This is a genomic window from Sphingobium sp. RSMS (assembly GCF_005406185.4).
Taxonomy (GTDB): Bacteria; Pseudomonadota; Alphaproteobacteria; order Sphingomonadales; family Sphingomonadaceae; genus Sphingobium; species Sphingobium fuliginis.
In genome coordinates this window covers 804,570-821,514 of sequence record NZ_CM191258.1, presented here as the reverse complement: position 1 = coordinate 821,514, position 16,945 = coordinate 804,570, and the positions used below count along the sequence as shown (strand labels likewise).

The window sequence follows — 16,945 nt, the reverse complement described above, 5'->3', positions numbered from 1 at the left end:
TGACGCGCAACCGGGAATCGGGCCGACGCATCGTCGTCCGCTGCGAGCCATCCCGGCCGAACGTGGAAAAAAACCTCTCCGCCGCGCGACCGGCGGGCCGCGCGTCGAACAATGGAATGATGGTCAGGTCGCGCCGCCCTGTTGGGCTGGTAGCGTCAGGTCGTCAGCGACGACAGGGTTTGAGAAACGTCCGCATCATGTGACCCCTTTTGGAGAGCAGGTCTATTCAATACTGACTGGTATATAATGCGGTGCAGCAGCAGGGTCAACAGGCTTTTTATACCGTTTGGTAATTTTTCGGTATGGAATTCCGGAAAGCCCGGTTTTCCGTCACTTCCCCGGCCAGACGGCCAGCGTCGTCTCCACCAGTTGCTCCAGCAGTTCGCGCGACATCCCCGCGCTCGCATGCACGGCCATGCCCTGCACCACGGCGGTCAGATAGGTGGCCAGCGCCTTCGGCTCGATCGTGTCGGGAAAGTCGCCTTCCTCCCGCGCCCGTTCCAGCCGCGCCACCAGGGCCGCGTCGGAGGAGGCGCGACGGGCGATGACCTCGTCGCGGATCGACTCGGCCTGCGTGGCGCAGGCAACCGCGCTGATCACGCCCAGGCAGCCATGCGGATCGGTCGTCCCGGTCTGGATCGCCAGCGACCCGCGCAGCAGCCGTTCGGCCACGCCCTTTGCGGTGGGTTCGTCCAGCGCGGACTTGATGTAGCACAGCTTGTCGCGCTCATAGAGGTCGAGCGCCTTGCGGAACAGCGATTCCTTGTTGCCGAAACAGGCGTAGAGGCTGGGCTTGGTGATGCCCATCGCCTCGGTCAGTTCCGCCATGGACGCGCCTTCATAGCCGCGCCGCCAAAAGACGGTCAGCGCGGCACTGAGCGCTTCTTCGGGATCGAACTCCCTCGGGCGTCCCCTCGCTGTCTGAGTCTGTGTTTCCATACCGAGCGGTATATAGTGAGAGTTGCGCCCATCGTCCAGACCCGGCTTCTACGGAGCGCCACTTTGCCCTATCAGCCGGAAAAAAGAGAGCAAAGCGCGCATGCAAACCCGCCTTCTTCAATATTTCCTGGCCCTGGAGAGGGAAGGGCATTTCGCGCGCGCCGCCGCCGCCTGCCATGTCTCGCAACCCACGCTCTCGGCCGGCATTTCGGCGCTGGAGGCGCAACTCGGCAAGCGCCTGATCCAGCGCAACCGCCGCTACGCCGGGCTGACGGACGAAGGCCGGGCGATCCTCCCCTGGGCGCAGCAGCTTGTCGCGGCGGCGGACAATCTGATGCAGGCGGCGGCGGTCGCCAAGGGCCCCTTGCAGGGCGAATTGCGCCTGGGCGCGATCCCGGCCGCTATGCCCGCCGTCGGCCCGCTGGTGGAGGCGCTGCTGGAGCGGCATCCCGGCCTCAACATCTCGGTCCGGGCGCTGACCTCGCGCCAGATCGAGCGGGAGCTCGCCGCGTTCGAACTGGACGCGGGCCTCACCTATCTGGATTTCGAGCCGCCCTCCCACATGCTGGCCGCGCCCCTTTATGTCGAGCGCTACATGCTGGTGGCGGCGCGCGGCGTGCTGGATGAAAAGCGCCCGCCGGACTGGGAGGATGTGGCCGCCCTGCCGCTGTGCCTGCTCCATCAGGGCATGCAGAACCGGCGCATATTGGACGCCCGGCTGGGCGAGCGGGGCCTCGCGCTGCGCCCGGTGGTGACGGCGGACAGCTATGTCGCCCTGTTCGCGCTGGTGCGGCAGGGGCGGCTCTGCTCCATCGTGCCCGACAGCCATGCGATGCTGCTGGACGGTCTGGACTGGGTGCGCACCTTCGCCCTGCCCGACGCGGAGGAGGGGAGCCGGATCGGCGTCATCGTCTCCGACCGCGCCCCGCTGGGCCCGCTGGCGCAAGCGGTCCTGACCGTGGCGCGGGACATTTCGGACGGAATGGGGCTGGGCTGAAACGCAGCGCGCCCGACCCGAACGGGATCGGCTGATCCCGTAGAGCGGCCGGACAAAAATTATTCCCCATCCCTCAGCAGGATAGCATCGATCCGCCGCAACATGGCGACGAACGCCTCCACCTCCTGCGCGCTGAAATGCGAGAATATCCCGCTCTCCAGCTCCAGCGCCCTGGGCGCGATGGCCCCATGCAACCGCCACCCTTCCTCGGTCAGCGCCAGCAGATGCGACCGCCGATCCTCCGCATTGGGCAAGCGCTGAACAATCCCCCGCCCGCTCAACGCAATCGCCGCCCGGCTGACCGTCACCTTATCCATGCGGCTCCGGGCGCAGATCTGCTGCTGCGTAACGCCGCCAAGCTCCGCCACCCAGGCGATGACCCGCCATTCCGCAATGCTGATCCCGAACAGCCTCTCATAACTTTGCGCGATGGTGTCGCTCAGCAACGCCGCCGTGAAGGACAGGCGATAGGGAATGAACTGATCGAGGCGCAGCGTCTTGGCGGTCATCCGCAACTGGTAACATTTGATACTTCATCGGCAAAGCGCTATGATGGTAACAATTGATACCATAGGAGTCGCGCCGAAATGGGAGAGAGCAGGCCATTCGCAGCCGCCATGCTGACAGGCTTCGGCAATCATTTCGCGACGGAGGCGGCGCCCGGCGCCCTACCGGTGGGCCGCAACTCTCCGCAACACGCCCCCTATGGCCTTTACGCCGAACAACTGTCCGGCACCGCCTTCACTGCGCCGCGCCCGGAAAACCGGCGAAGCTGGCTCTACCGCCTGCGCCCAGCGGCCAATCACCCGCCCTATCGCCCCTATGAGGCCGAAACCCTCCTGCGCAGCGGCCCCTTCGACGAAGCTCCCCCGACGCCCAACCGCCTGCGCTGGGACCCCCTGCCGCTCCCCGAACGACCGGTGGATTTCCTCGACGGCCTCATCAGCTATTGCGGCGCGGGCGACCCGGCGGCGGGCGAGGGGCTGGCCGTCCATCTCTACGCCGCCAACCGCCCGATGGAAAAGCGCGCCTTCACCAATGCCGACGGCGAAATGCTGATCGTGCCGCAGCAGGGCAGGCTGCGCCTCACCACCGAAATGGGCGTGATGGACGTCGCGCCGGAACAGATCGCGCTGATCCCGCGCGGCGTGCGGTTCAGGGTGGACCTGCCCGATGGAACGGCGCGGGGCTATGTCTGCGAAAATTACGGGGCCTTGTTCCGCCTCCCCGACCTCGGCCCCATCGGCGCCAACGGCCTCGCCAACGCCCGCGATTTCGAAACCCCCGCCGCCTGGTTCGAGGATGACGACAGCCCCCACGAAATCGTCCAGAAATTCGCCGGCCGGCTGTGGACGACGACGCAGGACCATTCCCCCTTCGACGTGGCGGCCTGGCACGGCAATCTCGCCCCCTGCCGCTACGATCTGCGCCGGTTCAACACGATGAACACGGTCAGCTACGACCATCCCGATCCGTCGATCTTCACCGTGCTGACCTCCCCCAGCGACCGGGCGGGAACCGCCAATTGCGACTTCGTGATCTTCCCGCCGCGCTGGATGGTGGCGGAGGACACATTCCGCCCGCCATGGTTTCACCGCAATGTGATGAGCGAATTCATGGGCCTGATCCACGGCGTCTATGATGCCAAGGCAGGCGGCTTCGCGCCCGGCGGCGCGTCGCTGCACAATTGCATGGCAGGCCACGGACCGGACAAGGCCAGCTATGAAGGCGCGCTGGCCGCCGAGTTGAAACCGCGCCGGATTGCCGACACCATGGCCTTCATGTTCGAAAGCCGCTTCGCCTTCCGCCCGACCCGCTTCGCGATGGAAACGCCGCTGGGCCAGTTGGATTATGACGACTGCTGGTCGGGCTTCACCAAGGCGCAACTGCCGCAAGGGGCCGGCTCAAGAGAAGAGGAGGGGGCATGAGCTTCCCGCAGATAGACGAAACCCATGACCCCGCCCGGTCGAGCTGGGTCGAGGGAGCCGACGGCCATGCCGACTTCCCGGTCCAGAACCTGCCCTACGGCATTTTCTCGCCCCCCGGCGGAACGGCGCGGGCGGGCGTGGCGATAGGGGAGCGGATTTTCGACCTGCGCGCCGCCGCCGAAGCGGGCCTGCTGCCCGCCGCGGCCGCCGCTGTCCTGCACGGAACCACCCTCAACGCCCTGATGGCGCTCCCGGCGGCGGACCGGCTGGCGCTGCGCCGCTGGCTCAGCGCCCTCTTCAGCGATGAAGGGCAGCGCCACGCCGTCGAACCCCTGCTGCACCGGGCGGCGGACTGCGCGCTGCATTTGCCCGCCGCGATAGGCGATTATACCGACTTCTATGTCGGCATTCACCACGCCACCAATATCGGCAAGCTGTTCCGCCCCGACTATCCGCTGCTGCCCAATTATAAATATGTCCCCATCGGCTATCATGGACGGGCATCCTCCATCCGGCCGTCAGGCGTGCCGGTGATCCGCCCGCAGGGCCAGCGCAAGGCCCCCGATGCCGATGCTCCGGTGGTGGGGCCCAGCCAACGATTGGATTATGAGCTGGAACTGGGCATCTGGATCGGCGCGGGCAATGCGCTGGGGGAGCGCGTGCCGATTGCCGAGGCGGCGAACCATATAGCGGGCTTCTGCCTGCTCAACGACTGGTCGGCGCGCGACTTCCAGGCATGGGAATATGTGCCCCTGGGCCCGTTCCTCGCTAAGAATTTCCAGTCCACCATCTCCCCCTGGGTCGTGACGGCGGAGGCCATGGCCCCCTTCCGCATCGCCCAGCCTCCAAGGCCGCAGGGCGACCCGCAACCCTTGCCCTATTTGTGGGATGAACAGGATCAGGCCCATGGCGCGCTGTCCGTCGATCTGGAGGTCCATCTGTCGAGCGCAAACATGCGGGCGCAGGGCCTCGCGCCCATGCGCCTCTCGCGCGGCCCCGCTTCCTCCATGTACTGGACCGCGCAGCAGATCGTCGCCCATCATGCCTCCAACGGCTGCAACCTCAATCCCGGCGACCTGCTGGGGACGGGCACGCTCTCCGGCCCGACGCCGGACAGCTATGGCAGCCTCATGGAACTGACCGAGGGCGGCAAGACGAAGATCATCCTGCCGACCGGCGAGGAACGCGCCTTTTTGCAGGATGGCGACGAACTGGCGCTGAAGGCGGTGGCGCGGGCGGAGGGCCATGTGTCCATCGGCTTCGGGGAATGCCGCGCCCTGATCGAGCCGGCGCGATGAGCGCGCTCACCCTCCACGGCTATTGGCGCTCGACCAGTTCCTATCGCGTGCGGATCGCGCTGAACCTGAAGGGCGTGGCCTATGATCAGGTCACGCACGACCTGCGTACCGGCGCGCAGCGGGAACCGGACTATCGTGCCCTGTCCCCGCAAGGGCTGGTCCCCGCCGTGGAGGCGCAGGGTTTTGCGTTCACGCAAAGCCCCGCCATTCTGGAGTGGATCGAGGAACGCTGGCCGCAACCGCCCCTGCTGCCGCGCGATGCGGAGGGGCGGGCAATCGTGCGCTCCATGGCGGCGCTGATCGGCTGCGACATCCATCCGCTCAACAATCTGCGCGTCCTTCAGGCGCTGAAGCAGGATTTCGGCGCGGACCAGCCCGCCCTCGACACATGGATCGCCCGCTGGATCACGGACGGCTTCGCCGCGCTGGAGGCATTGGTGACGCGCCATGGCCGGGGCTTCGCCTTTGGCGATCGGCCGGGGCTGGCGGACTGCTATCTGGTGCCGCAACTCTATTCGGCGGAGCGCTTCCATGTCGACCTGTCCGCCTTTCCCGCCCTCGTCGCGGCGGGGGAAAAGGCGCGGGCGCTGGACGCCTTTGCAATGGCCCATCCGTCCGTCCAGCCCGACGCCGATCCATGAGCGAGGACGAACGGCTGACCGCGACCCCGCCGGGCGTGGCCCTGGCTCCGCTCGACAGCATAGCGGACGGCAAGGCGCGCAATTTCGTGATCCAGATGCGCAAGGGCCGCTTTCACGGCTTCGTCCTGCGCATCGGGAACGAAGTCCGCGGCTATGTCGACCGCTGCCCCCATATGGGCCTGCCTCTGGCGCAGAAGCTGGACGATTATCTGACGCCGGACGGCGCCCTGATCGCCTGTAGCTGGCACGGCGCCCTCTTCGCGCCATCCGACGGCGCATGCCGGGGCGGTCCCTGCGCCGGGGCAGCACTGACCCCTTGGCCCGTGACGGTCGAAGACGGAATGATCGTGACGGCGGTTTGATAGATAATCTCTATCAAACATGATCGTCTTCGATTTGACGCCACTCCCGCCAGCGCGCAGCATGGCGCGCAGGAAAGGGCGGAAAAGATGCAGCAGGAAGACGCAACGAGGCTGATAGAGGACTGGACCCGGACCCATGGCCGCACCCGCGACCGCCTGCTCCCGCTGCTGCACATGTTGCAGGAGGAGATAGGCTTTATCGATGATGCAGCCATCCCCGTCATCGCCACCGCACTCAACCTCAGTCGCGCAGACGTTCATGGAGTTGTGACCTTCTACCATGATTTCCGCCGAACCCCCGCCGGCCGGCATGTCGTAAAACTCTGCCGCGCCGAAAGCTGCCAGGCCCGCGGCGCCACGGCAATCGAGAAGGTCGCAACCGATCGGCTGGGCGTCCCCATGGGCCAGACGCGCCCGGACGGACAGGTCACGCTGGAACCCGTCTATTGCCTCGGCCTGTGCGCCGTCGGTCCCAACGCCCTTGTCGACGGAAGGCCGGTCGCGCGGATCGATGCGGCCACCCTGGACCGGATCGCGCAGGAGATCGCGGCATGAAGCGGGTCTATGTCAGCCGGGACATGGCCTCCGTCGCCCTCGGCGCGGATGAGGTCGCCCGCGCCTTCGAAGCCGCAGGATGCGAGGTGGTGCGCACCGGCAGCCGGGGACTCTTTTCCATCGAGCCTTTGGTCGAGGTCGAAAGCGAGGGGAAGCGGATCGGCTTCGGGCCGGTCGGCCCCGCCGACATAGCGGCCGTACTGGACGGCAGCCATGAAGCGCGGCTGGGCGACGTGGCGGCCTTGCCCTTCTTCGCCGGGCAGCAACGCTTCACCTTCGCGCGCTGCGGAGTGATCGATCCGCTCAGCCTGAAGGACTATGCCGAACATGGCGGCTGGCGCGGGCTGGAAACGGCGCGCGGCATGACGCCCCAGGCGGTGGTGGATGCGGTGAAGGCATCCGGCCTGCGCGGGCGGGGAGGAGCGGGCTTTCCCACCGGCATCAAATGGCAGACGGTGCTGGATGCGGTTTCGGACGCCAAGTTCATCGTCTGCAATGCCGATGAAGGCGACAGCGGCACCTTTGCCGACCGGATGCTGGTCGAAGGCGATCCCTTCTGCCTGATCGAAGGAATGACGATAGCCGGTCATGCCGTGGGAGCAAGCCACGGCTATATCTATATCCGCAGCGAATATCCCTTCGCCATCGCCGTCATGCGGGAAGCGATCCAACTCTCCGCCGAACGGACCGCGCCTTTCACGCTTGAAGTGCGTGTCGGGGCGGGCGCCTATGTCTGCGGCGAGGAAACCGCGTTGCTTGAAAGCATCGAGGGCAAGCGGGGGCAGGTGCGGGCAAAGCCGCCTCTCCCGGCGCTGGCGGGGCTGTTCGGACGACCGACGGTGATCAACAATCTGCTCAGCCTGGCGGCGGTCCCCTTCATCCTGGCGGAAGGGGCGAAGGCCTATGCGGACGTCGGCTTCGGCCGGTCGCGCGGCACGATCCCGGTGCAGCTTGCGGGCAATGTGAAGCATGGCGGCCTCTATGAGATCGGCTTCGGCATCACGCTGGGCGAACTGGTGAACGACATCGGCGGCGGCACTGCCAGCGGGCGGCCCGTCCGCGCGGTGCAGGTCGGCGGCCCCCTTGGGGCTTATTTCCCGCCCAGCATGTTCGACCTGCCCTTCGATTATGAGGCTTTCGCGCAGGCTGGCGGGCTGATCGGCCATGCCGGGATCACCGTGTTCGACGACAGCGTCGACATGGCGCACATGGCCCGCTTCGCGATGGAATTCTGCGCGGTCGAAAGCTGCGGCAAATGCACCCCTTGCCGGATCGGGTCGACGCGGGGCGTCGAGGTGATGGACCGGATCATCGCGGCGCGGGACAGCGCGACCGTCGTTCAGGCCGGACGCAACTGGGAGGGGCATCTCCAGAAAGCGCTCAATTCCCGCACGCCCGACCGGATCGATACCGGGCTGGAGGCGCAGACGGCCTTGCTGCGCGACCTTTGCGACACGATGAAACATGGCTCGCTCTGCGCGCTGGGCGGTTTCACGCCCTATCCGGTGCTGAGCGCGCTCGATCATTTCCCCGAGGATTTCGGTGCCAAGTCGCCGGTGAAGGAAGCTGCGGAATGAGCTACACGCGCGAAACCGACCATGGAACCCCGCCCGCCATATCGACCGGCAGGAGCGTGACCCTCACCATCGACGGCGATACCGTGACGATGCCGGAAGGCACGTCGATCATGCGGGCGGCCTCGCTGACCGGCTGTTCGATCCCCAGGCTGTGCGCGACCGACAATGTCGAAAGCTTCGGTTCCTGCCGCCTCTGCCTGGTCGAAGTGGAAGGACGCAACGGCTATCCCGCATCCTGCACCACGCCGATTGCCGAGGGCATGGTGGTGCGGACGCAGAGCGAGCGGCTGAAGCAGTTGCGGCGCGGGGTGATGGAGCTGTACATCTCGGACCATCCGCTCGACTGCCTGACCTGCCCGGCCAATGGCGATTGCGAATTGCAGGAGCAGGCGGGGGCCGTGGGCCTGCGCGACGTGCGCTACGGCTATGACGGCGCGACCAATATGGGGCAGGTGAAGGACCAGTCGAACCCCTATTTCGACTTCGATCCCAGCAAATGCATCGTCTGCTCGCGCTGCGTGCGCGCCTGCGACGAGGTGCAGGGCACATTCGCCCTGACCATCGAAGGGCGGGGCTTCGACTCCAGGGTTTCGCCATCGCAGGGGCAGGATTTCCTCTCGTCCGAATGCGTGTCCTGCGGCGCCTGCGTCCAGGCATGCCCGACCGCGACCCTGACCGAGAAGAAGGTGGTGGAGACCGGCACTCCGGATCGCGCAGTCGTCACCACCTGCGCCTATTGCGGCGTCGGCTGCACCTTCCGCGCGGAGATGCGGGGCGAGGAACTGGTCCGCATGGTGCCGTGGAAGGACGGCAAGGCCAATCGCGGGCATAGCTGCGTCAAGGGCCGCTTCGCCTGGGGCTATGCCCAGCACCGCGACCGTATCCTCAAACCCATGATCCGCGCCTCCGTGAACGAACCCTGGCGCGAAGTGTCGTGGGAGGAGGCCATCGCCCATACCGCCAGCGAGTTCCGGCGCATCCAGGCCAAATATGGCACGCGCAGCATCGGCGGCATCACCTCCAGCCGCTGCACCAATGAGGAGACCTTCCTCGTCCAGAAGCTGATCCGCCAGGGTTTCGGCAACAATAATGTCGATACCTGCGCGCGGGTCTGCCATTCTCCCACCGGCTATGGGCTGAAGACGACCTTCGGAACCTCGGCGGGCACGCAGGATTTCGACAGCGTGATGCAGGCCGACGTGATCCTGGTCATCGGCGCCAATCCGACCGACGGCCATCCGGTCTTCGCCAGCCGCATGAAGAAACGGCTCAGGCAGGGCGCCAAGCTGATCGTCATCGATCCCCGGCGGATCGATCTGGTGAAGTCGCCCCATGTCGAGGCTTCCCATCATCTGCCGCTCCGGCCCGGCACCAATGTCGCCATGCTGACGGCGCTGGCGCATGTGATCGTGACGGAAAAGCTCTATGACGAGGCGTTCATCCGCGATCGCTGCGATTGGGATGAATTTGCCGAGTGGGCCGATTTCGTTTCCGAACCGCAGCGCTCGCCCGAAGCGGTCGAGCCCCTTACCGGCGTCGAGGCGACGGAGGTCCGCGCCGCCGCCCGGCTTTATGCGACCGGCGGCAATGGCGCGATCTATTACGGACTGGGCGTGACCGAGCACAGCCAGGGCAGCTCCACCGTCATGGCCATCGCCAATCTCGCCATGGCGACCGGCAATATCGGGCGCGAAGGCGTGGGCGTGAATCCCCTGCGCGGGCAGAATAATGTGCAGGGCGCCTGCGACATGGGCAGCTTCCCGCACGAATTTTCGGGTTATCGCCATGTCTCCGACGATGCGGTGCGCGGCCAGTTCGAACAGGCCTGGGGCGTCACGCTGGATGCGGAGCCGGGGCTGCGCATCCCCAACATGCTCGATGCAGCGACGGACGGCACGTTCAAGAGCATCTTCATCCAGGGCGAGGATATTCTCCAGTCCGATCCCAACACCCATCATGTCGCGGCGGGGCTTGCCGCGATGGAATGCGTCGTCGTGCAGGACCTGTTCCTCAATGAGACGGCCAATTATGCCCATGTCTTCCTGCCCGGATCGACCTTCCTGGAAAAGGATGGAACCTTCACCAACGCCGAACGCCGCATCCAGCGCGTGCGCAGGGTGATGGCGCCGCTCAACGGCCATGCCGATTGGCAGATCGTCCAGTTGGTCGCGCAGGCCATGGGGCTGGGCTGGTCCTATGCGCACCCTTCCGAAATCATGGACGAGATCGCCGCGCTGACGCCCACCTTCGCGGGCGTGCATTATGACCGGCTGGATGCAGAGGGATCGCTGCAATGGCCTGCCAATGATGCAGCGCCCGACGGCACGCCGACCATGCATATCGGCGGCTTCGTGCGGGGGAGGGGCAAGTTCGTCGTCACCGACTATGTGCCGACCGATGAGAAGACCGGGCCGCGCTTCCCGCTGTTGCTGACCACCGGGCGCATCCTCAGCCAATATAATGTCGGCGCGCAGACGCGGCGGACCGCGAACGCGGCCTGGCATCCGGAGGATCGGCTGGAAATCCATCCCAACGACGCCGAAAATCGCGGGATCAGCGATGGCGACTGGGTCTCGCTCAAGAGCAGGGCCGGGGAAACCAGCCTGCGCGCCCTGATCACGGAGCGGGTCGCGCCGGGCGTGGTCTACACGACCTTCCATCATCCCGACACGCAGGCCAATGTCATCACCACCGACTATTCGGACTGGGCCACCAATTGCCCGGAATATAAGGTGACGGCGGTCCAGGTCATGCGCTCCAACGGACCGAGCGACTGGCAGCGCGACTATGCGGAGCAGGCACGGCACAGCAGGCGCATTGCGCCCTTGGAAGCGGCCGAATAGGATCGGGCGCATGAGCGATGAAAATGAAGTCATGTCGACCGAGGACCGCCTGATCTACATGGCGAACCAGATCGCCCGCAATGTCGCGGCGTTGGGCGAGGCGGAAGCTGTCGCCATGACGGCGGACCATATCCGCGCCTTCTGGGATCCGGCGATGAAGCAGCGCATTGCCTTGCTGGCGGCTGCGCGTCCCGGCGCACTGTCTCCCATAGCCGCCGCCGCTGTCGGCTGGGTCGTGGCGCCTTGAGCGCCGCGCCCGAAGATCGGCCCTTCACCTTCAGGCACATAACGCCGGCAGGCCCCATCACCCCGGTGACGCGGGAATTGGCAGAGGAAGTGCCGATCGCCATCGAATTCAACGGCATCGGCTATGCCGTGCTGATGGCCACGCCCGCCGATGTCGAGGAACTGGTGCTGGGTTTCACGCTGGCGGAGCGGTTGATCGGCCGGGAAGATGCGCCGTTCGAGGTGGATGTGCATGCGACCGAACAAGGGATCATTGCCCGGGCGACCCTGCCGGAGGAGCGAACGGAGGCCTTGCTGAGCCGGGTGCGGCATCGCGCCTCGGAATCGTCCTGCGGAATTTGCGGGGTGGAGAATCTGGAACAGGCGATCCGGCCCCTGCCCTCCGTCACGGTTTCGTCACGGGCCGACAAACAGGCGGTTTTTCGGGCGCTGGGGGAATTGAAGGGACATCAACCGCTCAATGCGAGAACCGGCGCGGCCCACGCGGCGGCCCTGGTGGCGGCAGACGGCACGATCCGCCTGGCGCGGGAGGATGTCGGGCGGCATAATGCGTTCGACAAGCTGATCGGCGCGATGTGGCGGCGTGGATGGACATGGGATGGCGGCTTTGCGCTGCTTTCCTCGCGCTGCTCCTATGAATTGGTGGAGAAGGCCGTGCTGGCGGACTGCCCCCTGCTGGTGACGATCTCCGCGCCGACGCGCCTTGCAGCCGAACGGGCGGCGGGGGCGGGGCTGGCTCTGGTGGCGCTGGCGCGCGCTGACTCCATCCTGTTATTCGGGGAAGGGGGACTGGGCCTGGAGCAGTAAAGGACCGCAGGGCTTCTGCCGGGATACTGGTTTCGCGGTAATCCGGATGCGCTCCAGAGCCGGGCGCTAATTCGGCTGCCCGGCGGATCGGAAGCGCAGGCGGATCGTCCCGTTCGCCGGCACCGTCATGGCCCAGACCTGCTTGCCCGGCTTTTTCGTCAGGCGACCGCTGAAGCCGCTGAATAGCCGTCCGCCGTTCGCTGGAAAGTCGATCTCGAAACGGATGGGGAAGGGATTGGCGTTGCGCACGACAAGGTTGTGATGGAGGATGCCCTTGCCCGCCTCTTCCTGTTCCGGCTCCAGTGTCAGGTTGCTGGCTTGCGCGAAGGACCATTCGACTTCCTCGTCGACGGTCTTGTCGCCTGTGGTGCTTTCCCCGACATACATGCGGCCCCAGGGGCTGTCCTGATAGAGAACCGCGCGTCCCGCCGGAAGGGGATCGCCCAGGCCATCCTTCCTGCCGTTGCGGAAGCGGAACAGCATCCGGGGATCGTCCGGCTCTTCCCACCTCATCTCCGTCCGATAGACCAGGCTGCCCTTCACCTTCTGCTTCACCAGAAACGCCACCTGCTTCTGTGCACGGGCGGCGACGGTGACGGGAACGGGAATGCGGTACAGCTTTAGGTCGCCCAGATTTTCCGCCCTGGCGACCACGGCGACAGGAGCGGGCGCCGACAGCATGCCTTCCTGCCGCCGCTGGGCCGTCACGACAATGTCTTCGCCCGCCATCATCATGGCCATGGGCGGCGGTGCAGGCGGCGGCGGCGGCGTGCCGCTGCCCAGGTCGCTCGTCGTCCCGGCGGGCCAGCAGGCGCTGAACCTGTTCAGATAGCGGGCTTCTTCACGCGCCCTTTCGCCGCTGTCGTCGCGGCTGTCCTCCGAACGGTTCACCCTTCCGGCTATGGCGGAAGCGGTTGCATCGGCAAAGCTGGTGTCGTCCGCGCTCGCCAGCGTCAGCCAGCCGAGCAGGTCCAGCGACTGCCCGTCCGGGGCCAATGTGCCGACATAGGTCGCATCCCAGTCGAAGCCGGTGGCGATATAGGCCAGGGTGATCGTCGCAGGGCCGCCGGGCTGGTCCCTGGTCGTCATGGTCAGCACCGGCTTTGCGGAGAGGGTCGCGGGCGCCCCCGGATAGAGGAGCGTCTGGTGCAGTCCGGAGCAATAGAGCGCCTCCACGCCTCGCATGGTCGTCACCACCAGACGGTCGGCGGCGGATCGTACGGTCGCGCTTTCCTCGACCGTCCTGCCGCTCGCCGGGTCGGTGCGGCGAAGGATCACCCGTTGCCCGGTAAAGGCGTCAACCAGCCCCTTTTGCGACAGCAGCGCCGCGTCGCGATTGCGCTCCCGCGGGGGCGCGCCAAAGAGGATCGCCGATTGCGGCACGATGCCGCTCGCCACCCCCTCGAACCGGATCACGGCTTCGCCCGGCGGCAACATAACCGTGCGAGTCTCCGCGATCAGGGCGAAGGCGCCGGGCTGATCGCGGTCGAGCGGAGCCTCTCCCCGGTCCGGATCGCGGTAGAGCGTGACCGCCACCTTGTCCGGACCGCTGGAGATCACGACCGGCAACTGCGCCCTCGCGGCCAGGGGCGCCCAGAGCGGCAGGATCATCAGCCACAGCCACAGGCGGGGCATGGCCGCGCTTACCAGGGGGTGAGGAAAGTGGCGGTCAGTTCGACCTTGCCATTGGCGGGCACCGGCACCACCCAGCGCCGCAGGTCCGCCGTTTCCTGCACGCCGGGAATGCTCTCCTCCGGCACGCGCAGGTCGCGCCACCACCACCATTGGGACAGGCCGGACTGAACCACGTCGACATTCACCGGCACCGGCTTGGCATTGGTGACGATGTAGCGCATCCGCGTGCGAAAATATTTCTGCGGCCGCTCGACATAGCCTTCCGCCTTTGTGCCGTCGGGATAGGCGACGCGCCAGCGCTCGGTCTTCGTCCATTCGTCCGTCGTGATCGTGTCGCGCTGCTCGACCACCGGCTGCACCTTCACGTCGAAGGCGTCGCCCGTTCGCAGGGCGAGGGTGGAGCCGCCGGGCGTGTGCGGAATGCCGCTTTCCCCGATGAACTGGGCCTGCCCGCGCGCATCCCGCATATAGACGCGAACCGTGCCCGCGGGCAGGGCCGCGCCGATTCCGGACGCCTTGGCATTGGAGAATTTGAGCACCGATGCGGCGCTTTCCGCCTGGTCCTTGCTTTCCATCCAGTTGCTGCGGAACTCGTAACCGCGTTCCGCCGGCACGCCCGATGCGTCGAGGAAGCTCACCTGCTTGGTCTGGGCATTGGCGATCGTCGTGCGACCCTCGATCGGATAGACATGGAAGTCGCCCAGTTGCTCGCCGCCGCTCTCCGTGCCGGGCCGGTTTCCGCGGGGCTGGGGCCGGCCGCCATTATAGCCGCCATAAGATTGCTGCACCTGTCCCACTTCCCCCGCGACCAGCAGGGCGCGGGCGTTGGCGAAAGTGGTGCCGGTGCTGTTGTTGAGCGTGATCCAGCCCTGCATGTCAAGCTTGCCCGCTTTCTCGTCGAACAGGGCGACATAGTCCGATTTCCAGCTCATGCCCGGCGTCAGGTAGCTCAGCGTCACCGGCCTTGCACCGCCCTGCGGCGCATCCATGGTGACGCTCAGCGTCGGGCGCGCGCGCAGATTGGGCGGAATGGAGGAGAAAATGACCCGCACAGGCAGACCGTCGTCGCGCAGCACCTCGATCCGCTCACCGATCTTCAGCACCACCCCGCCATTGGCCGCGAGCACCATTGCCTGTTCCCGCGTTTCCGCGCCGGTGGCTGGGTTGGTGCGCAGCAGGGTGATCGTCTGGCCCACCGCCTTTTCCATCAGCGATGCGGGCGACAAAAGGTCATAGTCGAAATTCTGCTCGACAATGCCGATGCCTTCTCCCGACAATGTCACCGTTTCCGGGCGAATGCGCGCGGAGACATCGGGAAATTCCTGCCGGGAGCGTCCGGAGGGCAGGGTGATGCGGCGGACGTCCTGCACCAGCGCCAGATCGTTATTGTAAATGGTGACGGACAGGTCGCCCTGGGCATTCGGCGCGGAAGGCTGAGCAAAGAGCGCCTGGGGAGCCAGGACCGCAACCGAGATTATCGCAGGACATATCAGACGCATGAAGCCCCCCTCCGCCAATCCTGCAAGACATGCCGCAAAAACAAAGGTCGTTCCAGAGGCATAATCCCGGAACGACCTTTGTCGCCTTTCAAGATGACGGTGGTGCAGGGCGGACAGGACTGCGCCATTCTTCCGCCCCGCTGGCGAAGGCGTCCAGCCCGCGCCCGGCCCGCCGCCCTTCCATCCGTTCGGATGCCGCGGAGGGAGGCGCCAGTCCGTCGCTCAATGCAGGCCCGAACCGCCGCCAGCCAGTTCCTTGGCGATGGTGCCGACCATGTCCTTGGCATCGCCGAACAGCATCTGGGTGTTGCTGTTATAGTAGATCGGATTGTCGATCCCGGCGAAGCCGGCATTCATCGAACGCTTGATCACGAAGACCGACTTTGCCCGATCCGCCTCGATGATCGGCATGCCCGCGATCGCGCTCTGCGGATCGTCGCGCGCCGACGGATTGATCGTGTCGTTGGCGCCGATGATCAGCGCCACGTCGGCCTGCGGCAGTTCGGGGTTGATGTCGTCCAGCTCGATCAACTGCTCATAGGGCACATTCGCTTCGGCCAGCAGCACGTTCATATGTCCCGGCATGCGGCCCGCGACCGGATGGATCGCGAACTTCACATCGACGCCCTTCTTGGTCAGCGCCTGATACAGTTCGCTCACCTTGTGCTGCGCCTGCGCCACCGCCATGCCATAGCCCGGAATGATGACGACGCTGCTGGCGTTTTCAAGCTGCAACGCCGCTTCCTCGGCCGAGGCCGAACGGACAACGCGGTCGTCCTTGCCGCCCGCCGCGCCGGCCACGACCTTGCCGAAGCCGCCGAACATGACATTGGCGAAGCTGCGGTTCATCGCCTTGCACATGATGACCGCCAGGATGAAGCCCGACGCACCGTCCAGCGCGCCCGCCACGATCAGCAGCTTGTTCCCCAGGGCAAAGCCCATGGCGCTCGCCGCAAGCCCCGCATAGCTGTTGAGCAGCGCGATCACGGTCGGCATGTCCGCCCCGCCGATCGGGATCACCAGCAATATGCCGAACAGCAGCGCCAGCGCCACGAAGGCGGGGAACAGCCAGGTCTGCGTCGGATCGAGCGCGAGCATCGCGGCGATCACCAGCGCCGCCAGCGCCACGGCGCCGTTCACCACCCGCTGCCCGACGAAGGAGACGGGACGGCTGCCCATGATCTCCTGCAACTTCGCGAAGGCGATGACCGATGCCGTGCAGGTCAGGAAACCCAGCAGCATCTCGAACATCAGCGCCCACATGATGAAGCTGCCGGCATATTCGCCATGGGCGTGCTTGTAATATTCCGCCGCGCCGATCAGGCCCACGGCAAGCGCGCCGAAGGCGTGGGAGATGGCGGTCCGCTGCGGGATCGCCGTCATCGGCATCAGCAGCGCCATCGGGATGCCGGCGGCCGCGCCCGCGACCATGGCGATGAGGATCAGGTTGTAATCGACCACCTCATGCTGGACCAGCGCGCCGACGATGGCGACCAGCATGCCGATCTCGCCCGCGCGCACGCCCCGGCGGGCCGTCGACGGGTGGCTCATCCACATCAGCGCCAGGATGAACAGCGACGATGCGATGATCGCCGCAAAGGGTACGAATGCGTTCATC

15 protein-coding genes are annotated in these 16,945 nt (G+C 66.1%); 10 read left to right on the top strand and 5 right to left on the bottom strand.

The features are described 5' to 3' along the window. Positions 1–330: 330 nt before the first annotated feature. Positions 331–939 carry a TetR/AcrR family transcriptional regulator gene (locus EGM87_RS21645; protein WP_025549485.1) on the bottom strand — a complete coding sequence of 203 codons (609 nt, stop codon included), beginning with the start codon at positions 937–939 and terminating at the stop codon, positions 331–333. 100 nt (positions 940–1,039) lie between these two features. On the opposite strand from EGM87_RS21645, the gene EGM87_RS21640 reads away from it, so the two are divergent. Beyond that, on the top strand, positions 1,040–1,936 hold the full coding sequence (locus EGM87_RS21640) for a LysR family transcriptional regulator (protein ID WP_137708857.1): 897 nt from the start codon (positions 1,040–1,042) through the stop codon (positions 1,934–1,936). A gap of 59 nt (positions 1,937–1,995) precedes the next feature. On the opposite strand, the gene EGM87_RS21635 is transcribed toward EGM87_RS21640, so the two are convergent. Further along, complete coding sequence (locus EGM87_RS21635; protein ID WP_137708858.1) at positions 1,996–2,445, bottom strand: MarR family winged helix-turn-helix transcriptional regulator; 450 nt, start codon at positions 2,443–2,445, stop codon at positions 1,996–1,998. Positions 2,446–2,553: 108 nt separating this feature from the next. Between EGM87_RS21635 and hmgA the strand changes: the two genes are divergently transcribed. The 9 genes from hmgA (at position 2,554) to fdhD (ending at position 12,193) form a co-directional block, all read left to right on the top strand. Beyond that, positions 2,554–3,864, top strand: a complete 1,311-nt coding sequence (gene hmgA / locus EGM87_RS21630; protein WP_137708859.1) for a homogentisate 1,2-dioxygenase — start codon at positions 2,554–2,556, stop codon at positions 3,862–3,864. After that, positions 3,861–5,162, top strand: a complete 1,302-nt coding sequence (gene fahA, locus EGM87_RS21625; protein WP_137708860.1) for a fumarylacetoacetase — start codon at positions 3,861–3,863, stop codon at positions 5,160–5,162. The genes hmgA and fahA overlap by 4 nt, the downstream gene beginning before the upstream one ends. Next, positions 5,159–5,803, top strand: a complete 645-nt coding sequence (gene maiA, locus EGM87_RS21620; protein ID WP_137708861.1) for a maleylacetoacetate isomerase — start codon at positions 5,159–5,161, stop codon at positions 5,801–5,803. The genes fahA and maiA overlap by 4 nt, the downstream gene beginning before the upstream one ends. After that, the gene (locus tag EGM87_RS21615; protein ID WP_099186540.1) at positions 5,800–6,165 is read left to right on the top strand and encodes a Rieske (2Fe-2S) protein; all 366 of its coding nucleotides are present in this window, start codon (positions 5,800–5,802) and stop codon (positions 6,163–6,165) included. Before maiA ends, EGM87_RS21615 begins: the two co-directional genes overlap by 4 nt. Positions 6,166–6,252: 87 nt before the next feature. After that, complete coding sequence (locus EGM87_RS21610) at positions 6,253–6,720, top strand: formate dehydrogenase subunit gamma (protein ID WP_137708862.1); 468 nt, start codon at positions 6,253–6,255, stop codon at positions 6,718–6,720. After that, positions 6,717–8,297 carry a formate dehydrogenase beta subunit gene (locus EGM87_RS21605; RefSeq protein WP_137708863.1) on the top strand — a complete coding sequence of 527 codons (1,581 nt, stop codon included), beginning with the start codon at positions 6,717–6,719 and terminating at the stop codon, positions 8,295–8,297. Before EGM87_RS21610 ends, EGM87_RS21605 begins: the two co-directional genes overlap by 4 nt. After that, entirely contained in the window at positions 8,294–11,140 is a 2,847-nt protein-coding gene (gene fdhF, locus EGM87_RS21600; protein WP_137708864.1) for a formate dehydrogenase subunit alpha, read from the top strand. The genes EGM87_RS21605 and fdhF overlap by 4 nt, the downstream gene beginning before the upstream one ends. A gap of 10 nt (positions 11,141–11,150) precedes the next feature. Next, positions 11,151–11,387 (top strand): formate dehydrogenase subunit delta, encoded by a 237-nt coding sequence (locus EGM87_RS21595; protein ID WP_082166172.1) that lies wholly within the window; start codon positions 11,151–11,153, stop codon positions 11,385–11,387. After that, the gene (gene fdhD / locus EGM87_RS21590; RefSeq protein ID WP_137708865.1) at positions 11,384–12,193 is read left to right on the top strand and encodes a formate dehydrogenase accessory sulfurtransferase FdhD; all 810 of its coding nucleotides are present in this window, start codon (positions 11,384–11,386) and stop codon (positions 12,191–12,193) included. The genes EGM87_RS21595 and fdhD overlap by 4 nt, the downstream gene beginning before the upstream one ends. Positions 12,194–12,259: 66 nt before the next feature. Here the strand turns inward: fdhD and EGM87_RS21585 are convergent, their stop codons facing one another. The 3 genes from EGM87_RS21585 to EGM87_RS21575 form a co-directional block, all read right to left on the bottom strand. Next, the gene (locus EGM87_RS21585) at positions 12,260–13,828 is read right to left on the bottom strand and encodes a DUF4139 domain-containing protein (protein ID WP_137708866.1); all 1,569 of its coding nucleotides are present in this window, start codon (positions 13,826–13,828) and stop codon (positions 12,260–12,262) included. A gap of 8 nt (positions 13,829–13,836) precedes the next feature. Further along, positions 13,837–15,327 carry a DUF4139 domain-containing protein gene (locus EGM87_RS21580; protein WP_048576895.1) on the bottom strand — a complete coding sequence of 497 codons (1,491 nt, stop codon included), beginning with the start codon at positions 15,325–15,327 and terminating at the stop codon, positions 13,837–13,839. A 222-nt stretch (positions 15,328–15,549) separates the two neighbouring features. Then, complete coding sequence (locus tag EGM87_RS21575) at positions 15,550–16,944, bottom strand: NAD(P)(+) transhydrogenase (Re/Si-specific) subunit beta (RefSeq protein ID WP_044661092.1); 1,395 nt, start codon at positions 16,942–16,944, stop codon at positions 15,550–15,552. Position 16,945: the final 1 nt, after the last annotated feature.